Origin of the sequence: Floricoccus tropicus (assembly GCF_001832905.1) — a bacterium.
GTDB classification, from domain to species: Bacteria; Bacillota; Bacilli; order Lactobacillales; family Streptococcaceae; genus Floricoccus; species Floricoccus tropicus.
Genome location: NZ_MKIR01000024.1, coordinates 46,943 through 67,919, shown reverse-complemented (window position 1 = coordinate 67,919; position 20,977 = coordinate 46,943). Strand labels below are relative to the sequence as shown.

At 33.1% G+C, this 20,977-nt stretch carries 24 protein-coding genes and 1 other annotated feature; of the genes, 7 read left to right on the top strand and 17 right to left on the bottom strand.

Annotated elements, in window-relative coordinates:
- Positions 1-99: 99 nt before the first annotated feature.
- Together BG261_RS08350 and BG261_RS08345 are read left to right on the top strand one after the other, a co-directional pair.
- The gene (locus BG261_RS08350) at positions 100-435 is read left to right on the top strand and encodes an ArsR/SmtB family transcription factor (protein ID WP_070792878.1); all 336 of its coding nucleotides are present in this window, start codon (positions 100-102) and stop codon (positions 433-435) included.
- Positions 432-1,109 (top strand): type 1 glutamine amidotransferase domain-containing protein, encoded by a 678-nt coding sequence (locus BG261_RS08345; RefSeq protein ID WP_070792877.1) that lies wholly within the window; start codon positions 432-434, stop codon positions 1,107-1,109. The genes BG261_RS08350 and BG261_RS08345 overlap by 4 nt, the downstream gene beginning before the upstream one ends.
- Before the next feature lie 83 nt (positions 1,110-1,192).
- Here the strand turns inward: BG261_RS08345 and BG261_RS08340 are convergent, their stop codons facing one another.
- The 4 genes from BG261_RS08340 to rpmF all read right to left on the bottom strand — a co-directional run bounded on the left by BG261_RS08340 (position 1,193) and on the right by rpmF (position 2,880).
- Positions 1,193-1,918, bottom strand: a complete 726-nt coding sequence (locus BG261_RS08340; protein ID WP_070792876.1) for a DUF421 domain-containing protein — start codon at positions 1,916-1,918, stop codon at positions 1,193-1,195.
- Complete coding sequence (locus BG261_RS08335) at positions 1,915-2,358, bottom strand: DUF3290 family protein (protein WP_070786894.1); 444 nt, start codon at positions 2,356-2,358, stop codon at positions 1,915-1,917. The genes BG261_RS08340 and BG261_RS08335 overlap by 4 nt, the downstream gene beginning before the upstream one ends.
- A 189-nt stretch (positions 2,359-2,547) precedes the next feature.
- Complete coding sequence (gene rpmG, locus BG261_RS08330) at positions 2,548-2,697, bottom strand: 50S ribosomal protein L33 (RefSeq protein ID WP_070786893.1); 150 nt, start codon at positions 2,695-2,697, stop codon at positions 2,548-2,550.
- Positions 2,698-2,709: 12 nt separating this feature from the next.
- On the bottom strand, positions 2,710-2,880 hold the full coding sequence (gene rpmF / locus BG261_RS08325; RefSeq protein ID WP_070792875.1) for a 50S ribosomal protein L32: 171 nt from the start codon (positions 2,878-2,880) through the stop codon (positions 2,710-2,712).
- A 164-nt stretch (positions 2,881-3,044) separates the two neighbouring features.
- Between rpmF and BG261_RS08320 the strand changes: the two genes are divergently transcribed.
- The 5 genes from BG261_RS08320 to BG261_RS08300 all read left to right on the top strand — a co-directional run bounded on the left by BG261_RS08320 (position 3,045) and on the right by BG261_RS08300 (position 8,786).
- The gene (locus BG261_RS08320) at positions 3,045-3,605 is read left to right on the top strand and encodes a TMEM175 family protein (protein WP_070792874.1); all 561 of its coding nucleotides are present in this window, start codon (positions 3,045-3,047) and stop codon (positions 3,603-3,605) included.
- Positions 3,606-3,909: 304 nt separating this feature from the next.
- The gene (gene hisS / locus BG261_RS08315; RefSeq protein ID WP_070792873.1) at positions 3,910-5,199 is read left to right on the top strand and encodes a histidine--tRNA ligase; all 1,290 of its coding nucleotides are present in this window, start codon (positions 3,910-3,912) and stop codon (positions 5,197-5,199) included.
- Positions 5,199-6,953 (top strand): aspartate--tRNA ligase, encoded by a 1,755-nt coding sequence (gene aspS / locus BG261_RS08310; protein ID WP_070792872.1) that lies wholly within the window; start codon positions 5,199-5,201, stop codon positions 6,951-6,953. The genes hisS and aspS overlap by 1 nt, the downstream gene beginning before the upstream one ends.
- A 41-nt stretch (positions 6,954-6,994) precedes the next feature.
- The gene (locus BG261_RS08305) at positions 6,995-7,855 is read left to right on the top strand and encodes a YitT family protein (protein WP_070793123.1); all 861 of its coding nucleotides are present in this window, start codon (positions 6,995-6,997) and stop codon (positions 7,853-7,855) included.
- A gap of 40 nt (positions 7,856-7,895) precedes the next feature.
- Entirely contained in the window at positions 7,896-8,786 is an 891-nt protein-coding gene (locus tag BG261_RS08300; protein ID WP_070786887.1) for a YitT family protein, read from the top strand.
- A gap of 74 nt (positions 8,787-8,860) precedes the next feature.
- Here BG261_RS08300 and BG261_RS08295 read toward each other — a convergent pair whose 3' ends face one another.
- The 13 genes from BG261_RS08295 to BG261_RS08235 all read right to left on the bottom strand — a co-directional run bounded on the left by BG261_RS08295 (position 8,861) and on the right by BG261_RS08235 (position 20,971).
- A complete protein-coding gene (locus tag BG261_RS08295) occupies positions 8,861-9,718 on the bottom strand; it encodes a cysteine ABC transporter substrate-binding protein (RefSeq protein WP_070792871.1) in 858 nt (285 codons plus the stop codon).
- A gap of 20 nt (positions 9,719-9,738) precedes the next feature.
- Positions 9,739-10,485: an amino acid ABC transporter ATP-binding protein gene (locus BG261_RS08290; RefSeq protein WP_070793122.1), complete on the bottom strand. Its 747-nt coding sequence runs from the start codon at positions 10,483-10,485 to the stop codon at positions 9,739-9,741.
- A gap of 1 nt (position 10,486) precedes the next feature.
- Positions 10,487-11,161 carry an amino acid ABC transporter permease gene (locus tag BG261_RS08285; RefSeq protein ID WP_070792870.1) on the bottom strand — a complete coding sequence of 225 codons (675 nt, stop codon included), beginning with the start codon at positions 11,159-11,161 and terminating at the stop codon, positions 10,487-10,489.
- Positions 11,142-11,801, bottom strand: coding sequence for an amino acid ABC transporter permease (locus BG261_RS08280; RefSeq protein WP_070792869.1), 660 nt, complete (start codon positions 11,799-11,801; stop codon positions 11,142-11,144). The genes BG261_RS08285 and BG261_RS08280 overlap by 20 nt, the downstream gene beginning before the upstream one ends.
- A gap of 71 nt (positions 11,802-11,872) precedes the next feature.
- Positions 11,873-12,095, bottom strand: a binding site (T-box leader).
- A 171-nt stretch (positions 12,096-12,266) separates the two neighbouring features.
- Entirely contained in the window at positions 12,267-13,649 is a 1,383-nt protein-coding gene (locus tag BG261_RS08275) for an amino acid permease (RefSeq protein ID WP_070792868.1), read from the bottom strand.
- A 166-nt stretch (positions 13,650-13,815) separates the two neighbouring features.
- Complete coding sequence (gene ftsH / locus BG261_RS08270; RefSeq protein ID WP_070792867.1) at positions 13,816-15,843, bottom strand: ATP-dependent zinc metalloprotease FtsH; 2,028 nt, start codon at positions 15,841-15,843, stop codon at positions 13,816-13,818.
- Positions 15,844-16,002: 159 nt separating this feature from the next.
- Complete coding sequence (hpt, locus tag BG261_RS08265) at positions 16,003-16,542, bottom strand: hypoxanthine phosphoribosyltransferase (RefSeq protein WP_070786947.1); 540 nt, start codon at positions 16,540-16,542, stop codon at positions 16,003-16,005.
- 4 nt (positions 16,543-16,546) lie between these two features.
- Complete coding sequence (tilS, locus tag BG261_RS08260; RefSeq protein ID WP_158007195.1) at positions 16,547-17,764, bottom strand: tRNA lysidine(34) synthetase TilS; 1,218 nt, start codon at positions 17,762-17,764, stop codon at positions 16,547-16,549.
- A 179-nt stretch (positions 17,765-17,943) separates the two neighbouring features.
- Positions 17,944-18,237: a S1 RNA-binding domain-containing protein gene (locus BG261_RS08255; protein WP_070792865.1), complete on the bottom strand. Its 294-nt coding sequence runs from the start codon at positions 18,235-18,237 to the stop codon at positions 17,944-17,946.
- Complete coding sequence (locus BG261_RS08250) at positions 18,230-18,628, bottom strand: FtsB family cell division protein (RefSeq protein ID WP_070792864.1); 399 nt, start codon at positions 18,626-18,628, stop codon at positions 18,230-18,232. The genes BG261_RS08255 and BG261_RS08250 overlap by 8 nt, the downstream gene beginning before the upstream one ends.
- On the bottom strand, positions 18,603-18,887 hold the full coding sequence (locus tag BG261_RS08245; RefSeq protein ID WP_070786881.1) for an RNA-binding S4 domain-containing protein: 285 nt from the start codon (positions 18,885-18,887) through the stop codon (positions 18,603-18,605). The genes BG261_RS08250 and BG261_RS08245 overlap by 26 nt, the downstream gene beginning before the upstream one ends.
- An 83-nt stretch (positions 18,888-18,970) precedes the next feature.
- Positions 18,971-19,891, bottom strand: coding sequence for an ABC transporter ATP-binding protein (locus BG261_RS08240; protein WP_070792863.1), 921 nt, complete (start codon positions 19,889-19,891; stop codon positions 18,971-18,973).
- A complete protein-coding gene (locus BG261_RS08235; protein ID WP_070792862.1) occupies positions 19,892-20,971 on the bottom strand; it encodes an ABC transporter ATP-binding protein in 1,080 nt (359 codons plus the stop codon).
- Positions 20,972-20,977 lie beyond the last annotated feature (6 nt).

Genomic DNA, 20,977 nt, shown 5'->3' with positions numbered 1-20,977 from the left:
AAAGATTATCTATATTCTCAAAATCTTATAAATTGACAGTTAAGTTAGTATATGATTAAATGGTTTAAAAATATCAACCAATTAAATTAAGAGGTAATTATGGAAGACTTAAAAAAACTTAAAAAGGATTTTGACGGACTAAGGGAATTCCTGGTAGCAGTAGGACATGAAAAAAGACAGGCTATTATTCTAGCACTTTTGGAAGATAAGGCATGTGATGGTTTACGTGTAAATGATCTAACTGAGGTTACTCAACTATCGCGTCCTGCTATCTCACATCATTTAAAGATTTTAAAAGATGCACATGTCGTTGATTACTCTCGTGTTGGTACTAAAAATTACTATTTTCTTTCTCACGATTTTGTTGAGATTGACAAGATGGAAATGTTTATTAATGATATAAAAGAAGTTATTAGAAAAAGGGATAAAAAATGAAAAAAGCCTTAATTGTTTTAACAAATGAAACTCGTTACGGGGAAACTGCTGAAGCCACTGGTTTATGGTTGGGTGAAGCTACCGAATTCATTGAAGAATTAGAAAATGAAGGAATTGAAGTAGACTATGTCAGCCCCAAAGGAGGATTTGTACCTTTAGACCCTCGAAGTATGAAATATGTTGATGATTCTATTCTTTCATATTATGAAAGACCTGATTTTCAAAAGCGAGCACTTACTAACTCCCTTAAACCATCTGATATTAATCCATCTGATTATTTTGTCATTTACTATACTGGTGGCCATGGTGTAATGTGGGATTTTCCAAATAACCATGAATTACAGGAGATTGCCTTATCAATTTACAATGATGGTGGCTATATAACTTCAGTCTGTCATGGAATTGCTGGTCTTCTAAATATTAAAGATGAAAATGATGAATATCTTATTAAAGGTAAAAAAATCACTGGATTTACAACTTCTGAAGAAGTTTTAGCTGGCAAAAAATCAATCGTACCATTTTTAAATGAAGAAGTTGCGACTAAACATGGTGCTAATTTCCAGAAAAAAAGAGCCTATAAGGAATTTGCAGTATATGACCAAAGGTTGATTACTGGTCAAAATCCATTTTCTCCACGCGCAGTAGCAAAATTACTTATTGAAGAAATAAAATAAGTTTACATTATTGTAAATTTCAATGTAAACATAAATGAAAAACAAAAAGAATTGTAAATTACTCCTACAATTCTTTTTGTTTTTTAATCATCTTCGAGTATCTGCTTTGCTTCATCAAGAATAGCTTCTTTCTTTTCCTTTAGTCGAGCATTCTGTTTTAACCACAGATCGTGTTTTAATGTATCTTTGTATAGAGTAAAACTTACTTCTCCATCAATGTACTCAGCAAGATAAACATTTCGTAATTTTACCATCTGCCTTTTCATTTCATATTCAATCCAATCCCTATCACGACCTATAAGTTGTAAGACATGATTATTTACATTTCCATTAGTAATGACAGGTAAGTAGAAGTCATTATCATCATACTTGATTAAAGTAATTTGACCATTTTGCTCTCTTATTGCGTAATGGACTTGTTCTAAGTTAGTTACACCACTTTGTCTTAATTGAAGCATTAAATCATCTGCCGCAAGCCCTAGTCGCATTGCCTCGTCAACTTTGATTTTACCATCTTCAATCAAAATAACAGGTCGACCATCAATTATATTTTTTATAATATAGCTATGGTCTTTAGCGTACTTAAATAAGAAAACAATGAGAGTCCAAATCATCAGTACAAGGACAAATTGGAATGCCGTAATATCTGGATTATAAATAACTGCACCGATGATACCACCTAAGATGTAATTTTGAATAAGGTCAATGGCATTATTAGGAGCAAGATTTCCCTTACCAAAAAGATTTATTTGGACGATTAACCCTATCATACCGATTGCTAGCTTTAGGAAAGTTTCATAATAATTCATTTGATATCTAGCTCCCCTCTTTGTAGTAAATATGTTTCATCAAGTAAATATGAAGAGTAGTCATTATTAAAGGTCACTTTATAAAACTTATCATTTACTTTTATTACCATCCCTTCTTTCATTGAAGTCTGATTTACATAGACATTATTAATATTGCTATGCATGTTATCACTTACAGAATCCAGGAATGTTATCATATTCTTGGCATTGTTAGTACTTGTCTTACCATTTGTGTAATTTGAGTATTGAATACCTGAAATAATGAAAAAAGATAAACCAATAATAATTAACAAGTCCCTATGACGTCCCGCAATATGTGAACGAAGACGCAAAAAAAGTAAGATTACAAAAGCAACCCCTGCAATTGCATAGAAGACATGATAATAATTAATATTGGTCTCTGCTAGATTTTTAAAATATTCATATGAATAGACTGTCATCTAAAAGCTCCTAAAAATTTATTATAAAACAATAAGTGTTATTTAATCATAGATTTATCAATTATAATTTATGAAAATTACTAGCTAAAATTATAGCATAATTTGATCAAAATAACATTTTACTGTATAAATATTTTCATTAAAATTTTTAGTAATGAAAAAAACCCTTAGAAAGGGTTTTAAAATAAATTATTTAACTTCCTTGAAAGTTACGCGTTTGCGTAATTTTGGAGAGTATTTTTTAAGTTCTAAACGGTCTGGTGTGTTACGTTTATTTTTTGAAGTCAAATATATACGTTCGCCAGTTTCTTTACATTCTAAAATGATATTTACGCGCATATTAGCCTCCTATTAATCCTTAGTAACTTTACGACCTTTGTAGTATCCTTTTAAAGATACACGGTGTGAACGGTTGTAATCACCTGTAGTCTCATCAAAAGTTACAGTTGGAGCTGAAATTTTGTAGTGAGTACGGCGTTTATTTTTTTTAGCTTTCGAAGTACGACGTGCTGGTACTGCCATGTTTATATGTCTCCTTTAATTATATTTTCTTGATTAGGTTTATCCTAAATTTCAATACTTTAGTATCTTAACATGAATATTAAACAAAAACAAGAGTTTTGTAAAGTATTTTTACTTTACAAATAAAAATAGTATAATTTAATAGAAATTTTGGAGGTATATTTATGAATAAATCACGTTTAGAGGCATTTACAGATGCAATGATTGCAATAGCCGCAACAATTATGGTATTAGAACTTCACTCACCCGATGGAGTAAAATTAAGTAACCTACTTTCCGAATGGCATGTACTTTTTGCCTACATCGTTAGTTTTTTCTTAATTTATCTTTTTTGGTTTTCTCACCATAATACCTTTAAGAATGCTGAAACCATCTCAAATAAAGTTTTCCTATTAAATGGTATCTGGCTCTTCCTACTTACTTTAGTTCCTTTCACGACCTCTTGGATTAGTGAAAAACCCAATGCCACATTACCTATGATAACTTATCTTCTTCTCCAAATTCTTTGGGTGGAAAGCTTCTTTGTTTTAAATAAACAAGTATGTAGAGACAATCCTGACATGGAAAATACCTTACCTAGAACTAATAAATGGGTTAAAAATTTCTACGGTTGTTTTGCTCTGGCCTTTATTTTTGCCTTTTTCATTCCAATTGTCTCTCTAGTAATTGTTGGATTAGTAAACATTAATTCATTTAGAGGTATATTATCAGTTAAAAATGGATAAGGCTCTTATTTTATCATTGTTTTATGATAATGCTTTTGTTATAATGAGTCCTAGAAAAAGAGAGCATTCAGTAAGCTGAGAGAATGCATTGAGATAAGTTTCTAATTTATTAGAAAAAAGTGACGTAAGATATGGTTAGCAACCTTATAGCTTTTAGAGGCAGATATTATCTGTGAATAAAGGTGGCACCACGTCAATGTACGTCCTTGAGTAATCTCAAGGGCTTTTTCTATACCCAAGAAAAGATGAAACAATCTCTCAGTATTTGAATTGCAAACAAATATATCTACCAGAAAGGATATCTATGAAACTACAAAAACCAAAAGGGACAAATGATATACTCCCTACTGAAAGTAACAAATGGCAATTCATTGAAGAAACAGCCAATCTTGTTTTTTCAAGCTATAACTATAAGGAAATCCGTACTCCAATCTTCGAACACTATGAAGTATTTAGTCGTTCTGTTGGTGATACCAGTGATATCGTAACAAAAGAAATGTATGACTTCTACGATAAAGGTGAACGCCATATAACACTTCGCCCAGAAGGTACTGCTCCAGTTGTCCGTTCTTACGTTGAAAACAAAATGTTTGCACCCGAGGTTCAAAAGCCAGTTAAACTTTATTATACTGAACCAATGTTTCGCTATGAGCGTCCTCAAGCAGGACGCATGCGTCAATTCCACCAAATCGGAGTAGAGTGTTTTGGATCAAAAAATCCAGCTACTGACGTTGAAACAATTGCTATGGCTCAAGCATTCTTTGAACAACTTGGTATAGAGGGTGTAAGCCTTCACCTTAACAGCCTAGGTGACAAAGAAAGTCGTGCTGCATACCGTCAAGCACTGGTTGACTATCTGACTCCTTATGCAGAAGAATTGTCTGATGATAGCAAACGCAGACTGACCGAAAATCCTTTACGAATACTTGACAGTAAAGATAAAAGAGATAAAGAAATCGTGCTTGAGGCGCCAAAAGTCCTAGATTATTTAACTGAAGCGAGTCTTGATCATTTTAATCAAGTACGTTCAATGCTTGATGCTCTTAATATTGAATATACAATTGATCACAATATGGTTCGTGGTCTTGATTATTACAATGACACAATCTTCGAATTTATGATTGATGTTAAAGGATCGGAGTTAACAATCTGTGCTGGTGGTCGTTATGATGGTCTCGTTGAATATTTTGGTGGACCATTTACTCCAGGTTTTGGTTTTGGAATGGGTATCGAAAGACTTCTTCTAGTTATGGAAGAACAAGGTATCGAAATACCAACTGCTAATTCTCTTGATGTTTATGTTGTGGTTCTAGGTGATGAAGCAAATTACCCAGCATTAAAGGTTGTTCAAAGTTTACGTGAACAAGGTTTTGTTGCTGACCGTGATTATCTGGGGCGTAAAATTAAAGCCCAATTCAAGTCTGCTGAAGCATATGATGCTAAGCTTATTATCACTTTAGGGGAAGAAGAAGTAACTACGGGTAATATTATAGTTAAAAATAATGAAAATCGTAGAGAAGTTACTACGACACTTGAAAATGTATATGAAGATTTTAACCCAATTTTTGATGAATTATTAGAGGAGATTTTATAATGAAAAGAACTATGTATGCAGGTGATGTAAGAAGCGAAAATATTGGTCAAACTATCACTCTTAAAGGATGGGTTGGGCGTCGTCGTGACCTTGGTGGACTAATATTTATTGATTTACGTGACCGTGAAGGTATCATGCAATTGGTTATCAATCCTGAAAATGTATCAGAAGACTTGATGAAAGATGCCGAATCTTTAAGAAATGAATATGTTATTGAAGTTACAGGTGAGGTAGTTGAACGCGCATCAGCAAATAACAATATCCCAACTGGACAAGTAGAACTTGCCGTAAATGAATTAACTATTCTAAATACTGCTAAAACTACTCCATTTGAGATTAAAGATGATGTAACTGTGAATGACGACACTCGTCTTAAATATCGTTACCTTGACCTTCGTCGTCCTGAAATGCTTAAGAACTTCAAACTTCGTCATCAAATCACAAAATCAATCAGACACTATCTTGATGATTTAAACTTTATTGATGTTGAAACACCAGTACTTACTAAATCAACACCAGAAGGCGCACGTGACTATCTTGTACCAAGTCGTATCTCTGAAGGTCATTTCTATGCTCTACCACAAAGTCCGCAGTTAACAAAACAACTTTTAATGAATGCTGGCTTTGACCGCTATTATCAAATCGTTAAATGTTTCCGTGATGAAGATTTACGTGGAGACCGTCAACCTGAGTTTACACAAGTCGACCTTGAAACTTCTTTCTTATCTGAACAAGAAATTCAAGATATCACTGAAGGTTTACTTGCTAAGGTAATGAAGGAAACTCTTAATGTTGATGTTACCCTTCCTTTCCCACGTATGGCTTATAATGACGCTATGAACTTCTATGGTAATGATAAGCCTGATACACGCTATGAAATGAAGTTACAAGACTTGACAGAACTTGCAAAAACAGTTGATTTCAAAGTATTTGCAGAAGCTCCAGTTGTAAAAGCAATCGTTGCAAAAGGTGCTGCTGACAAATATTCACGTAAAGATATTGACAAGCTTACTGATTTTGCCAAAGATTTCGGTGCAAAAGGTCTTGCATGGGTAAAAGTTGATAACGATCAATTAACTGGTCCAATCGCTAAATTCCTAACAGATAAAACAGCTGATTTCTTAGAAGAATTATCTGCTGAAAATGGAGATTTAATTTTATTTGTAGCTGATGAGTTAGATGTTGCCAATACTACTTTAGGTGCCCTTAGAGGTCGTCTAGCTAAAGAACTTGACCTAATTGATAACGACAAATTCAATTTCCTATGGATTATCGACTGGCCAATGTTTGAATATAGCGAAGAAGAAGGTCGCTACATGTCAGCTCACCACCCATTTACACTTCCAACAGAAGACACAGCACACTATCTTGAATCAGATCTTGAAAAAGTACGTGCAGTTGCTTATGATATCGTATTGAATGGTTATGAACTTGGTGGTGGTAGCCTACGTATCAACAAACGTGAATTACAAGAAAGAATGTTTACAGCTCTTGGATTTACTGCCGATGAAGCAAAAGATCAATTTGGATTCCTTTTAGAAGCTCTTGAATATGGTTTCCCACCACACGGAGGACTAGCTCTTGGTCTTGATAGATTTGCTATGCTTCTAGCTAAAAAAGATAATATTCGTGAAGTTATCGCCTTCCCTAAAAATAATAAAGCGACTGACCCAATGACAGAAGCTCCTAGCCTAGTTTCTGACAAACAGCTTGCTGAATTAAGCCTTTCAGTTGAGGAAAAGAATAAAGACTAAATACTATGAAATTCACCTTCAAAAAATCCCCTGAAGATACTATGAAAAAAGCTACTGCAATGGAGCAGTTTACTGAACGGTTCTCTGCTGCAGTAGTTTATGCCATACTATCAAGTGTTGCTATCAACTTTTTCTTTCAGCCTGGTCATATCTATTCAAGTGGTATTACAGGTTTAGCACAAATCTTAACTACATTAAGTCATAATTGGTTGGGGTATACTATCCCTGTATCTGTAACCTTATATGCACTTAATCTCCCTCTTTTTGTTCTTGCTTGGTATAAGATTGGTCATAAGTTTACAATTTATACCATCCTGACTGTAACTCTTAGTTCAATCTTTATCCAACTTGTTCCAGAGGTTACACTTACCACAGATCCTATCATCAATGCTATTTTTGGTGGTCTTACTATGGGAACAGGGATTGGTTATGGACTCCGTAACGGAATATCTAGTGGAGGTACTGACATTGTCAGTATTTCTATTAGAAAAAAAACAGGAAGAAATGTTGGTTTCATTTCATTAATGTTTAACACCGTCATAGTCTTGATTACAGGTATCCTCTTTGGTTGGAAGTACATGTTTTATTCACTACTAACAATTTTTGTATCAAGTCGTGTTACAGATGCCGTCTATACTAAGCAAAAGAGAATGCAGGTTATGATTGTTACTAAAAAAGCTCCTGAAGTTTGTAAGGCTATTCAAGAAAAACTTCATCGTGGAGTAACTATCATTAATGATGCTGAAGGTGCATATACACATGATAAAACAACAGTTTTAATTACTATAATTACACGGGCTGAATTTTCTTTTTTCAAGGCCATTATGAAAAAAGTTGATGACAAGGCCTTTGTTTCAATCTCCGAAAATGTTAAAATTCTTGGAAACTTCGTAGATGATTAATCATCTAAATATTAATTTATAAAGGGAAAATCTTATTTATATGAAAAAAAATGAATCTATTTTTAACCCGGTCAATCTTTTCATGATTGCACTTGGTGCTGCTATCTATGCCTTTGGATTCGTTAACTTCAATATGGCAAATCACCTTGCTGAAGGTGGTCTAGCTGGTATTACATTAATTTTGTATAACCTATTTCACATAGATCCATCTTATTCGCAAGTTATTATTAATATCCCTTTATTTATAATGGGATACAAATATCTTGGTGGGAAAAAAGCACTATTTTATACAGTCTACGGTACTTTAACCATGTCATTCTTCATCTATCTATTTCAAAGAGTGAACTTCACTATTAACATAGATAATGACTTTCTTATTGCAGCACTTCTTGCTGGAATCTTTGCTGGTGTAGGTAGCGGATTAATATTCCGTTATGGGGGTACATCTGGTGGAGGAGATATCGTCGCTAAGATTTTTGAAGTTAAACGTGGTGCTCAACTAGGTAAAACCTTACTAATTATTGACTCTATCGTTCTATTAGCAAGTCTTTCATATATTGATATCAGACATATGATGTATACATTAATTGCAAGCTTTGTATTTTCAAATGTTGTAGGACTTGTCGAAACTGGTGGATACACTGTCCGTGGTATGCTTATTATTTCTGATAAACACGATGAAATAACTCAAAAAATTGTTGCAGAAATTGATCGAGGAGCAACATATCTTAACGGAGAAGGCGCATACTCTGGTGATAAGAAAAAAATTATATATGTAGTTCTTAATCCACAAGAAGTATTGGCTGTAAAACAATTAACTGCAGAAATTGATCCAAATGCCTTTATTTCAGTTATCAATGTCCATGAAATAGTTGGAAGTGGTTTTACTTATGAAGTTAAAGAGAAAAAAAGTATTTTAAAAAGAAAATAGCAGCTTGGAATAAAATCCAAACTGCTTTTTTCATACAGTTAATTATAAATTTAGACGTTTCACATGAAACATTACTAGTCGGTAATTATAATATCTGATGCTTTAATTTCTGATCCAAAGAATGGTTTCAATGTTTCATCGTAATCTTTTTCAAAGAATTTTTCTTTATTTAATTTTTCAATTTCTTCATTTACCCATTTTAAAAGTGATTCATTTCCTTTTTTGATACCTGGATTAATTGTTGATACTTCACCAATTTCTTTAATTCCAACTTCAAAATTTGGATTTTCTTTTACCCAAGCATACAAGTATGAATTATCGTCAGCAAGTGCATCAGCTCGTCCATCTGTTAAAGCTTGAAACTGCTGAGTCTTTGATTCATATTTTTCTAGATTAATTGATGGGTATTCCTTACTGAAAAAGATTTCAGATGTTGTACCTTTAGTGACAATAAGTTTCTTTCCATCTAGTTGTTTAGCATCTGTGATGGCTGCTGATTTTGGCGATACTACACCAATACCTACTTTCATATATGGACTAGCAAAATCAACTACCTTCTCACGGTCAGCAGTCTTAGTAAAGTTGGCTAGAACAATATCAACTTTATTTGATTTAAGTGCATCCACGCGCTCCTCAGCATTCACAACGACAAACTCAATCTTATTTTCATCTCCTAAAAGATCCTTTGCTAATCTCTTAGCTAGATAGACGTCGTATCCTTGATTCTTACCTGAACTATCAACATAACCATAAGGAGATAAATCTCCAAATACTGCAACCTTAAGTTTACCACGTTCCTTTATGGCTTCTACCGATGAAGGATTCTTATCATCTTTTTTCTCGTTTTTAGCTGATGATGTTGACCCACAACCTGTCAAAATAAGTAAAATTGCTACTAAAGATAAAATAATTGCTCCAAATTTCTTTTTCATTTCTCTTTCCTCTTTCTTTTCTATAAATTTATGTAATCAAGACTCTGTAAAAAATCTTGGGCACGCTGTGTTTTAGGATTTTTAAAAAATTTACTTGTTGAGGATGATTCAATAATTTCACCATCTGCCATAAATATCACTCTATCACTAACTTTATGAGCAAAGCTCATTTCATGAGTAACGATTAATAATGTTTTATCAGTTTTTGCTAATTCTAATATTAGTTCCAACACTTCCTTAACCATTTCCGGATCCAATGAAGCTGTTACTTCATCAAAAAGCATTAGTTTTGGTTCCATACAAAGGCTTCTAACTATTGCTACTCTTTGTTTTTGACCACCTGATAATTGATTAGGATATGAATCTGATTTATCCTTAAGTCCTACTCTTTCAAGCCACTTGAGTGCATTTCTTTCCACGTCAGATTTATTCCTCTTTTGAACCTTAACTGGACCTATTAGTAGATTTTCTAAAACTGTCTTATTTGGGAATAGATCATAGGATTGAAATACCATACCAATTTCTGGTCTAAGTTTTTCCCAAGTTTTTTCTTTAAGGTCAACATTCTCTCCTTCAAAAAAGATAGAACCTGAATCAATATTTTCTAAACCATTCAAACATCTGAGAAGGGTACTTTTACCACTACCTGATGGTCCCAATAAAGCAACCACCTGACCTTTTTCGATAGAAAAATCGATATCTTTTAATATTTCTTTTTTATCAAATGATTTATATAAATTTTCTACTTTTAAAATTGTATCTGTCATTTTATATTGCCTTTCTTTGTACATATTGAGCTAATTTGCTAAGTGGGTAACACAAAATAAAATATAAGAAAAAGATAAATCCATAGACCCATAAGCTAGCTGTAGGTTCACTAACGACATAATTTTCTATTATCTGTGTTCCAACTCGCATAAGTTCTGTAACACCAATCATCATGAGGAGACTAGTAGTCTTGATGACGCGCGTGGATAGATTGATTACGCTGGGAAGAATGGCACGTAATGCTTGAGGTATCAGTACGTAATAATATAATTGAAATTTTGAAAAACCAATGGATTTACCTATGTCTACCTGACTTTGTGGAACACTTTTAATCCCACTTCTCACCAAATCACTCATTTCGGCTGATATCCATAATACAAAAACTAAAATAGCAACCTGTCGATTATCGACTTCATGATTGAATGATTCAGGTAAAATATAGTAAAAGACAAATAGCAACACTAACAATGGAACTATCCGAAAAACTTCCAAATAAATTTTAAATATAAAATTTACTATCTTATTTCCACTGGTTCTAACTATTCCTATTATTATACCTAGCGTTAACCCTATAAGTAGAGAGATTAGGGATAGACTTATTACCTGTCCAACTGCTGACATAAGTCTTTGAAAATTATTACCTTCAAATAAAACTCTATATCCTGTTAACTGCATACTGAACCCTCCTTTCTATGAAATTTATTATCCAAATCATCGGTATAATAATCACTGCATAGCTTACTACAAGCATGAATAAAAATTCACGGGTCATATAATACATTCCAATCAAATCTTTAGCTGTATTTGTCAAATCCATAATAGAAATAGCTGAAAATACAGAGGTCTCCTTAAGTAAAAAAATACAATTCGCCCCTAAACTAGGAATTGCGATTGGAAGTCCTTGAGGAAGAATAACTTCTCTAGTCAGAAGCAATCTATTAAAGCCAATGGATTTTGCTGATTCAACTTGCACTTGCGGGACACTATTGAATCCTGAAAGAAAAGACTCAGCAATATATGCTGCTCCTAAAAATGTTAAACCAACAATAGCTGCTGTATTTTTCCCTATTGGAATACCAGCTTTTGGCAGACCATAGTAGAGAAAAAATATTTGGATTAATAAAGGTGTATTTCTCGCAAGTTCAGTATATATTGATACCAATTTTGAAATAAATGGGATCTTAAAGTACCGAGATAGTGCGCAAATAAATCCTATTATTATAGACAATAGGATTCCTGTGAAGCCTAAAAATAATGTTGTCTTCATACCTTCAATAAATAAAGGAATGTTATCTTGAATAACTTTGAAATCCATTTTTTACTCCTTAATAAAATATAACGACACAAATTTGTAATAAAAAATCGCCTCTTTGTCAGAAAAACCAACAAAGGGACGATCATATCGTGTTACCACCCTAATTTACATAGTAAAATACTATGCCTCCTTGTCTCTAATAAGACATGACCATTAACGGGGTAACCGTCCAAATTGCGTAAACAAAATGGAAACTCAGAGCTCATCTTCAACTGTTCAATAAGTACCCGCTCTCACCATTCGGGCTCTCTTTTAACTCATCTACAAGTCTACTCTTCTCTTCAATGTTGTATTATATTGTGAATTTGTTAATTGCTATGATAATAAATATACATTCTTCTGTCAATATTAATAACAAAATAATCTGATAATTTGATAATGTTATTTTCTTGAAGTACTTGAAGTATATAGATATATAAGAAAATAAAAAAACCTCTTAAATTATTAAGAGGCGATATATTTATACTATTCATTGATTTCGCTATTTTTATAGCCATAAGCGAAGTAAATCACTACCGCAATTATCAATGCAACTATGAATGCAATCCAAGTTTTAGCTTCAAACTGTGTCATAAATCCTATACAAATAATAATTGAAAGAATCGGTAGAAAAGGTACCCAAGGAGTTTTAAATTGCCCTTCTTTAGGCGCACCTTGATCTCTTCTTAGTTTAATAATTCCAGCTGCTAATAAGATTAAGTAAGCTAAGGTACAGATAACTACAAATTCAGTTAGTTGGTTAAGTGATGTAAATCCTGCAGCAAATGCTGAAAGCAAACCAGCAAGTATTGTAGCATTTTTAGGTATTTTAGACTTTACAGTAAGTTTACTTAATGATTTTGGTAATAATCCATCACGACTAATTCCATAAATCATTCGAGCATTGGCGTAGGTCATCGAAATACACACAGTAATCAACGTAAAGATAGCGACAACTGAAACGTAATTTGCTGCCCACGTAGCACCTACTGAACGTAGTGCAAATGCTACAGCGTCCTCAACATTTAAGTTTTTATAGTTTACAACTCCTGTCAACACAAGTGTAATTATGATGTAAAAAAGGGTAGCAATAATAAGAGATCCAATAATCCCACGAGGAATTGATTTTTGAGGATCTTTTGTTTCATCAACTGCGGTACCTATTGATTCAAATCCTAAAAATGCAAAGAACATTATAGCTGCACCACCAATTATACCAGTCTTACCTCCGAAGAATGAACCCCAACCATAAGGTGCAAAGTCAGACCAATTATCTGGCTTGATAAAGAAAACTCCAACAACAATAAATAATATTAGAGCTGAGAATTTTAAAATAACCAAACCGCTATTAAAACCAAGTGCAAGCTTTGAATTTAACAGTAATAAAGCAGTAACTGCCAAGATAACAAGTACGGGCATTATATCAATATAAGTACCTTTAGAGGGATCAAATGGACCAGAAACTGCTAAAGGTAGATTTAGATTGAACATACCTTTTAAATACGAACCCCACCCTGCTGCAACTCCAGATATTGCTGACATAAATTCCATAATCATTAGCCAGCCAGCTATCCAAGCAATAAACTCTCCAAAAACTGCATATAAATAACCATAAGCACCACCAATAACCGGTAAGCGAGAAGCAAATTCAGCAAAGAATAAACCAGATAAACCAACAGCAAAGGCAGCCATTATAATTGAAATGATTAGAGCAGGCCCGGCATAAATAGCTGCTCCTATACCAGTAATTGTAAATATACCTGTTCCGACCATAGCTCCAAGTCCAAGCATTACCAGATTCCAAGTTTTAAGCTCCCGCTTCATTTCAGTCTTATCTGCGGTCAAATTTTTCGTACGAAATATGTTCATAAATAAATCCTTCTTAAATAAAATTACACTTACTTTAAGTGATATTTCATAATTTTCTAACTTTTTGAGTATTTATTCATTTTACAAAAAATAGACTGAGATTGCAAGGCGATTCTTTTTTATGAACTAAGTATTGAAAAAATAGAGAAAAGAAAAACAGCTGAGATTATTCAGCTGTTTCACCCACTTCTTTTTCTTCTTCTTGTTCACGTTCTTCATCGTGTTTTTCATATTGTTCTTTAACTTCTTCATAAGTTTGAGCAACTTCTGGTTCATCATCAACAAAATCTTCTGGCATTTTACCAGTTTCATAAATTGACTTAATTTGACGAGCATCAAGTGTTTCATATTTAAGAAGAGCCATAGCAATATTTTTGTGCGCTTCACGATTATCTTCTATTATTTGACGAGCTTGTTCATGAGCCTCACCAATAATACGACGAACTTCTTCATCAATAGCAAGTGCTGTTGCTTCACTGTAACCTTTAGTTTGACCATAATCACGTCCAATAAAGACTGATTGATTACCTTCATATTGAACAGTACCAAGTTTATCACTCATACCATATTGAGTTACCATGGCACGAGCTAATTGTGTAGCTTGTTCAAAGTCATTTGAAGCACCAGTTGTAATTCGGTTGAAAATAATTTCTTCTGCAGTACGTCCACCGAGTAAACCTGCAAGACGTTCTTGCATATCTTCCTTAGATAAAAGCATTTGATCCTCTTTAGGAAGTGAAATCATATAACCACCGGCACGTCCACGAGGTACAATCGTAACTTTATGAACAACATTAGCATTTGATAACACAAGACCAACAATTGTATGACCTGCCTCATGATAAGCCACAGTCTCACGATCTTTATCAGATACTTTTTTATCTTTCTTAGCAGGACCAGCAATTACACGATCTTCTGCTTCATCAATATCTGATGCATCAATAACATTTTTATCACGGCGAGCAGCAACTAATGCAGCTTCGTTAAGTACATTTTCAAGGTCAGCACCGACAAAACCTGGAGTTTGTTGCGCAACTACCTTAAGATTTACATCATCAGCAAGAGGTTTATTCTTCGCGTGAACTCGTAATATAGCTTCACGTCCTTTAACATCAGGAGCTCCAACTAAAACCTTACGGTCAAAACGTCCTGGACGAAGAAGGGCTGGATCGAGTACGTCACTACGGTTAGTAGCAGCAATTACTATAATACCTTCATTACCTTGGAAACCATCCATCTCTACAAGGAGCTGATTAAGTGTTTGCTCACGTTCATCATTTCCTCCACCCATACCGGCACCACGTTGGCGACCAACAGCATCTATCTCATCGATAAAGATAATGGCTGGAGCATTTTTCTTAGCATTTTCAAATAAATCACGTACACGACTTGCTCCCACTCCGACAAACATCTCTACAAAGTCAGAACCTGAAATTGAGAAGAATGGAACGCCAGCTTCACCGGCAACTGCTTTAGCTAGTAAAGTTTTACCAGTTCCTGGAGGGCCCTCAAGTAGTACACCTGCTGGAATACGTGCGCCTAATTTAGTATATTTCTTAGGGTTTTTCAAAAATTCAACAACTTCAACAAGTTCTTGTTTTTCTTCCTCTGCACCAGCTACATCTTCAAATTTAACTTTATTAGCAGATTTATCTTGTTGTTTAGCTTTGGATTTACCAAAGTTCATAGTACCACCAGCACCACGACCACCGGCACCACCAGCATTCATCATCATATAGAAGAAACCAACAAGTAAAACAAGTGGTAAGAATGACATCAAGAAGCTCAACCATATACCACTAGAACTTTCAGGTACTACCGTAACCTTAGTAGAAGAATCTGCTGCCAACTTTTGAATTTCTGAAATAGTAGAATCGTTTGTAAGAACTAAAGTTTTATATTTTTTTACTTTAGTTGTTGTTGTTCCACCAAACAATTTCAAGTCTTGCTCAGACTTTACAGTTTTTTCAGATTTGTAATTACCTTTTATTTCTAAAAGACCGCTAGATGGTTGATAACTTAAATCTTTAATATCCCCATCCTTAAGTTCCTTTACAAATTCCGTATAACTAACTTTATTTACTGCCGTTGAAGTATCTCCAATTAACCATTGAAAACCAACAACTGCAATTACTACAAGTAGTAAATACAAAAAGGAATTTTTAACGAATCCGTTATTTTTCTTATTGTTCATTTATTTCCTTTTCTAACCTTTAATATTTTCTTATTATGGCAAAAAATTTAAAAAAATGCCAACCATGGATATCTAAATATCAGAATATTTAAATTAAGTCCATATCCTAATAAATTATAGTCCAATATCCATTATTACTCAATGGTACCTTAGACTGAATTATTGATAAATTTCTTCCTTTAATACACCAATATATGGTAAATTACGATAATTTTCATCAAAATCAAGTCCATAACCAACTACAAACTCATTAGGTACTTGGAAACCTACATAGTCAGCATCAATTTCAACAACACGACCTTCAGGTTTATCAAGTAAGGTAACAATTTTGACTGAATTAGCCTTACGATGTTCCAAAAGTTCAGCTAAGTATTTAAGAGTACGACCTGTGTCAATGATATCCTCAACTATTAAAATATCACGTCCTTCAACACTCGTATCCAAATCCTTAATCAGCTTTACTTCTCCACTAGAAGAAGTTCCACCATGATAGCTTGAAACCACCATGAAGTCCATTTCCAAGTGGGCATCAATTCTTTTTATTAAATCAGCTAAGAAAGGTACTGAACCTTTAAGGATTCCAACAACTAAAGGATTTTTCCCAGCATAGTCATTAGTTAAAACCTCTCCTAATTCTACCGCTTTTGCCTGTAACTCATCTTCCGAAATTAACACTTTTTTTATGTCTTGTTCTAACATTCTCTTACCTTTCAAAATAGTATAAAGTATCATTCATTTTAGCATTTTTAAGCGATTTACTCAAATCACTTGTCGCAATTCCTAAAATTTCATAGATTTGCCCCTCAACAACTAACATTTGAGCATTTTCTCGCATTTTTAAAGGAATTTTCTGATCAATAAAATATCTCTTGACCTTTTTATTTATTCCATTTAACAAAATGCGATCACCTACTTCTCTTCCTCGAACAAAAAAGTTTGCATCTTTTGGAATATAAATTTCTTTATAGTCAAGATTTTGTGGTTTAATCCTTGAAACTTCATACTCTATCTTTGATTCAGGTAAACTATCTGATGCAAGATAAAAATTCTTATCATCTTTTATTAAAGAATAATTTTTATTTATTCTCTGGTTAAATTGTCCACTCTTCCTAATTATATGTAATAGTTGGTCAAATTGATCTCGCCCAATACTAATATCCTTATAATTATCAAGATAATCTTGTAGTATAAAGTATTGTAGTGATCGGTCTTGATTTAAAAATTTTTCTAAATCAATCTTATCTTTTTCAAAATTCAAATTCTTAATACTATTATTAATGATATCCATTGCTGCATCAACTTCTTTAGATAAGGACAAAATTGATTTTTTAAAAGCCGGATTTTCTTTTTCTAACTCTGGAATATATAGATTTCTAATACGATTTCTTAAATATTCATTTTTATAATTTGTATAGTCATCAAAGTAATCTTTAGTATCAAAGTCAGATTTTTTAAAATTAAGTAAAGGACGAATGAGCTCTCCATTAGCAAAAGTTTGTCTTTGTTTAATTCCTGTGAGATACCTTAAACGACTCCCCCTTAGTTGACGCATGAATACTGTTTCTACAACATCATCAGAATGATGAGCAGTAACTAAACATGTATAATTATTTTCTTCCATCACTTTTTGAAAAAATTTATATCTAAAATCACGTGCTTTACTTTCTGTAAACTCACCTGTAAAGTAATCACAGTAAAAAGGAACGTCAATTTCAGACATTCTATGCCTTAATATATTTTCCTCATCATCACTCTCTGCTCTAACTTTATGATTAACATGAGCAACACCTATTTCTAAATTCAATTCTTTTCTAAATTTGTAAAGCAAATTGAACAACGTTTGTGAGTCGATACCACCAGATAATGCGATCAAAATTTTTGAATGACCATCAAATAAATGATTATTTTTCACTTCTTCCATAAACCTATTTTCTATCAAATTATCTATAAAAATCACCTCCATCAGTATTTATTTGTTCTTTTATGTTTACATATTTGTAAATATCAGTGTAAATCAATGTGTAAACTTTTTTATTTTAATTATAATTTTCAGGTCTTGAAAAAATTCAACTCCAGATTAAATAGTAACCTGGAGTCTTTTTATTTTATAAAATCTCTTATGTGCTTATTTTTCTCTTGTAAGTCAGTCAATCTAATATATGAAGTACTTATAAAATTTTCAAACTTGTCATTGAAATCTTCAGCAACTATCTCTAAATCAATTTTTCCATCTGGATGAGTATTTAATATATTGATACTCACATAATCACCAATATGATACTTTTCACTCTTTGGAACATTTGACCATCTAACTAAACCTGTTCCATTATCATCTAAATCAACAAATATACCAAATTTAGTTATATTAGAAATTTTGTATTGATTCTCAATCATTTTTTTCATTTCCTTGATTTGTAGTTAATAAATCAGGTGTACTAAATACCAGTTCATCATCTTTTGAATATAAATACTTAACACGCGCATATTTTGCCACATAATCATCATTTTGTAACTTAACTACTTGCCTTTCTTTCATATCAAGAGAAGTACCCAAATTCTTATCTTCTTCAGTATATTTTTTTTCAAGTTTCATCTTGTCCTCAAGCTCTGTATAGCTTTTTACAAGATTTACTACAGAAAGAGACATCAAGACAACAGCTATAACTGAAATAATTCCCATATACTTACGTCTAGGTAATTTTTCTTTTATGTGATTTTGCTGTTTTACTATACTATCATTAGTATAATCATTATTGAGTCTAACGACTCTCTTCTTCTTTGACATCTTGATTAATCCTCGTTTCGCTCAGCAACTCATACATCTTGCCTGCATCCTCTTTTTTTGTACTATCCTTAGTTTCAAGTACGCGTACCTCAACTATTTTATTTCCAAACTGGATAGTTAAAATATCATCGTATTTTACAGTGCTTGAACTTTTAGCCAGTACACCATTTAATTTTATTCTTCCTTTATCAGCAACTTCTTTAGCGACTGTACGTCGTTTAATAAGACGGCTGACTTTTAAAAATTTATCTAATCTCATGCCTAGATTATAACACAATTTTTTATTCTTAAAAACAATTATTCTTAATAAAAAATATCTCAACATATGAGATATTTTTTATACTAAGCATTCTTATAGTCTAAAAACTCTAATTCAGTACACAGAACATAGTGACCTGGTCTAACTTCTCGCATTTCTCTTTCTTGACCATCTAATTCAGCAGTTGGGTCATAAACTTCTATTTTCCTACTTCTTTCAATTTCAGGATCAGGAGTCGGAATTGCAGAGATTAATGATTTAGTATAATCGTGTATTGGATTATTATAAATTTCTTCTGCAGGACCTAATTCTAAAATTTTACCCCAATGCATTACTGCAATTCTATCTGAAATATACTTAACCATACTAAGATCATGTGCAATAAATAGATATGTAAGTTCTTTATCACGTTGTAAATCTTGCATCAGGTTTACTACTTGAGCTTGAATTGATACATCAAGTGCTGATATTGGCTCATCAGCAATTATAAACTCAGGATCAACTGCTAATGCTCTAGCAATCCCAATTCTTTGACGTTGTCCCCCGGAAAATTCATGAGGGTATCTTGAAGAATGATCCTTATTTAAGCCAACTTGATTTAAAAGATCATCAACCATTTTATCTCGTTCTTCTGAAGAAGAAGCAAGCTTATGAACATCTATTCCTTCTGCAATTATATCCTTAATCTTCATTCGACCATTTAGACTTGCTTGAGGATCTTGGAAAATCATTTGAGCATTTTTTCTAAATTGGAAAAGTTCTTTTTTCTTCAATGCTGTTACATCTTCACCATCGAAAATAATTTCACCACTCGTTGGCTCATATAACTTAAGAAGTGTTCGTCCAACTGTTGTTTTACCTGAACCTGATTCACCAACCAATCCAAACACCTCTCCTTTATGGATTTGGAAACTGATGTTATCAATAGCTTTTACTTCATTTGATTTTCCTTCATTAAAGGTTAGACTTAAATTTTTTACATCAACTAATACATTTTTATCCATTTAATTACCAGCCTTTATTGAATTTTGTTTTGAAATTTCTTCAAATCGTTTCCATCTATTTAAAATAGGTTTAGGAACATCTACTTTAGGGGCACGTTCATCCAAAAGCCAAGTTGCTGCATAATGTGTATCACTTACTTTGAACATCGGAGGTTGTTTCTCACGATCAATTTGTAAGGCAAATTTATTTCTTGCAGCAAATGCATCTCCCTTGGGAGGATTAAGAAGATCAGGTGGAGTACCCGGGATGGCTTGTAGACTCCCTGACTCTGTTTCTGTTGTAGGCATCGAATTAAGTAATCCCCAAGTATATGGATGTTGAGGATTGAAGAAAATTTCATCTACTGATCCATACTCTACGATTTTCCCTGCATACATAACAGCAACTTTATCTGCAATACCTGCAACAACGCCTAAATCATGGGTAATAAATATTATTGATGACTCTATCTCATTTTGTAATGATTTTAATTGTTCAAGAATTTGAGCTTGAATAGTAACATCAAGGGCGGTTGTTGGTTCATCAGCAATTAAGATTTCTGGTTTACCAGCTAGAGCAATCGCAATTACCGATCTTTGTCTCATTCCTCCAGACCATTGATGAGGATAATCGTCAATATGTTCTTCAGCATTTGGGATTCCTACTGCTTTCATAAGTTCTAAAGCCTTATCCATTGCTTCTGACTTGCTGACTTCACCATCATAATCATGAGTAGTTATAACCTCAGCAATCTGTTTACCAATCTTCATGGTTGGATCAAGACTTGTCATTGGGTCTTGAAAAATCATTGAGATTTCATCACCACGGATGTCAAACCATTCGTCATCATCAATTTTTAGAAGATCACGACCTTTGAAAAGAATTTCTCCAGCGGGTATTTCAGAATTTTTAGCATTTAAGCCCATTAAGGTTTTGGTCGTTACTGATTTACCTGAACCTGATTCACCCACAATAGCAAGTGTTTCTCCTTTTTCAAGAGTAAACGATACATCTCTAATCGCCTTAACAGTTCCAGCGTATGTTTTAAAGTTTACATGCAAATTTTTCACATCTAAAACAGTTTCTTTTTTTTCACTCATAAGTCC

Excerpts from the sequence above, each read along its gene's own strand:
- BG261_RS08340 (WP_070792876.1), bottom strand. The coding sequence starts at position 1,918 with ATGAATTATTATGAAACTTTCCTAAAGCTAGCAATCGGTATGATAGGG.
- hpt (WP_070786947.1), bottom strand. The coding sequence starts at position 16,542 with ATGTTAGAACAAGACATAAAAAAAGTGTTAATTTCGGAAGATGAGTTA.
- BG261_RS08295 (WP_070792871.1), bottom strand. The coding sequence starts at position 9,718 with ATGAAAAAGAAATTTGGAGCAATTATTTTATCTTTAGTAGCAATTTTA.
- BG261_RS08255 (WP_070792865.1), bottom strand. The coding sequence starts at position 18,237 with ATGATTGAGAATCAATACAAAATTTCTAATATAACTAAATTTGGTATA.
- BG261_RS08350 (WP_070792878.1), top strand. The coding sequence starts at position 100 with ATGGAAGACTTAAAAAAACTTAAAAAGGATTTTGACGGACTAAGGGAA.
- BG261_RS08235 (WP_070792862.1), bottom strand. The coding sequence starts at position 20,971 with ATGAGTGAAAAAAAAGAAACTGTTTTAGATGTGAAAAATTTGCATGTA.
- aspS (WP_070792872.1), top strand. The coding sequence starts at position 5,199 with ATGAAAAGAACTATGTATGCAGGTGATGTAAGAAGCGAAAATATTGGT.
- BG261_RS08240 (WP_070792863.1), bottom strand. The coding sequence starts at position 19,891 with ATGGATAAAAATGTATTAGTTGATGTAAAAAATTTAAGTCTAACCTTT.
- BG261_RS08250 (WP_070792864.1), bottom strand. The coding sequence starts at position 18,628 with ATGTCAAAGAAGAAGAGAGTCGTTAGACTCAATAATGATTATACTAAT.
- tilS (WP_158007195.1), bottom strand. The coding sequence starts at position 17,764 with ATGGAAGAAGTGAAAAATAATCATTTATTTGATGGTCATTCAAAAATT.
- rpmF (WP_070792875.1), bottom strand. The coding sequence starts at position 2,880 with ATGGCAGTACCAGCACGTCGTACTTCGAAAGCTAAAAAAAATAAACGC.
- BG261_RS08335 (WP_070786894.1), bottom strand. The coding sequence starts at position 2,358 with ATGACAGTCTATTCATATGAATATTTTAAAAATCTAGCAGAGACCAAT.
- BG261_RS08285 (WP_070792870.1), bottom strand. The coding sequence starts at position 11,161 with ATGCAGTTAACAGGATATAGAGTTTTATTTGAAGGTAATAATTTTCAA.
- BG261_RS08345 (WP_070792877.1), top strand. The coding sequence starts at position 432 with ATGAAAAAAGCCTTAATTGTTTTAACAAATGAAACTCGTTACGGGGAA.
- BG261_RS08275 (WP_070792868.1), bottom strand. The coding sequence starts at position 13,649 with ATGAACATATTTCGTACGAAAAATTTGACCGCAGATAAGACTGAAATG.
- BG261_RS08300 (WP_070786887.1), top strand. The coding sequence starts at position 7,896 with ATGAAAAAAAATGAATCTATTTTTAACCCGGTCAATCTTTTCATGATT.
- rpmG (WP_070786893.1), bottom strand. The coding sequence starts at position 2,697 with ATGCGCGTAAATATCATTTTAGAATGTAAAGAAACTGGCGAACGTATA.
- BG261_RS08305 (WP_070793123.1), top strand. The coding sequence starts at position 6,995 with ATGAAAAAAGCTACTGCAATGGAGCAGTTTACTGAACGGTTCTCTGCT.
- hisS (WP_070792873.1), top strand. The coding sequence starts at position 3,910 with ATGAAACTACAAAAACCAAAAGGGACAAATGATATACTCCCTACTGAA.
- BG261_RS08320 (WP_070792874.1), top strand. The coding sequence starts at position 3,045 with ATGAATAAATCACGTTTAGAGGCATTTACAGATGCAATGATTGCAATA.
- BG261_RS08280 (WP_070792869.1), bottom strand. The coding sequence starts at position 11,801 with ATGGATTTCAAAGTTATTCAAGATAACATTCCTTTATTTATTGAAGGT.
- BG261_RS08290 (WP_070793122.1), bottom strand. The coding sequence starts at position 10,485 with ATGACAGATACAATTTTAAAAGTAGAAAATTTATATAAATCATTTGAT.
- ftsH (WP_070792867.1), bottom strand. The coding sequence starts at position 15,843 with ATGAACAATAAGAAAAATAACGGATTCGTTAAAAATTCCTTTTTGTAT.
- BG261_RS08245 (WP_070786881.1), bottom strand. The coding sequence starts at position 18,887 with ATGAGATTAGATAAATTTTTAAAAGTCAGCCGTCTTATTAAACGACGT.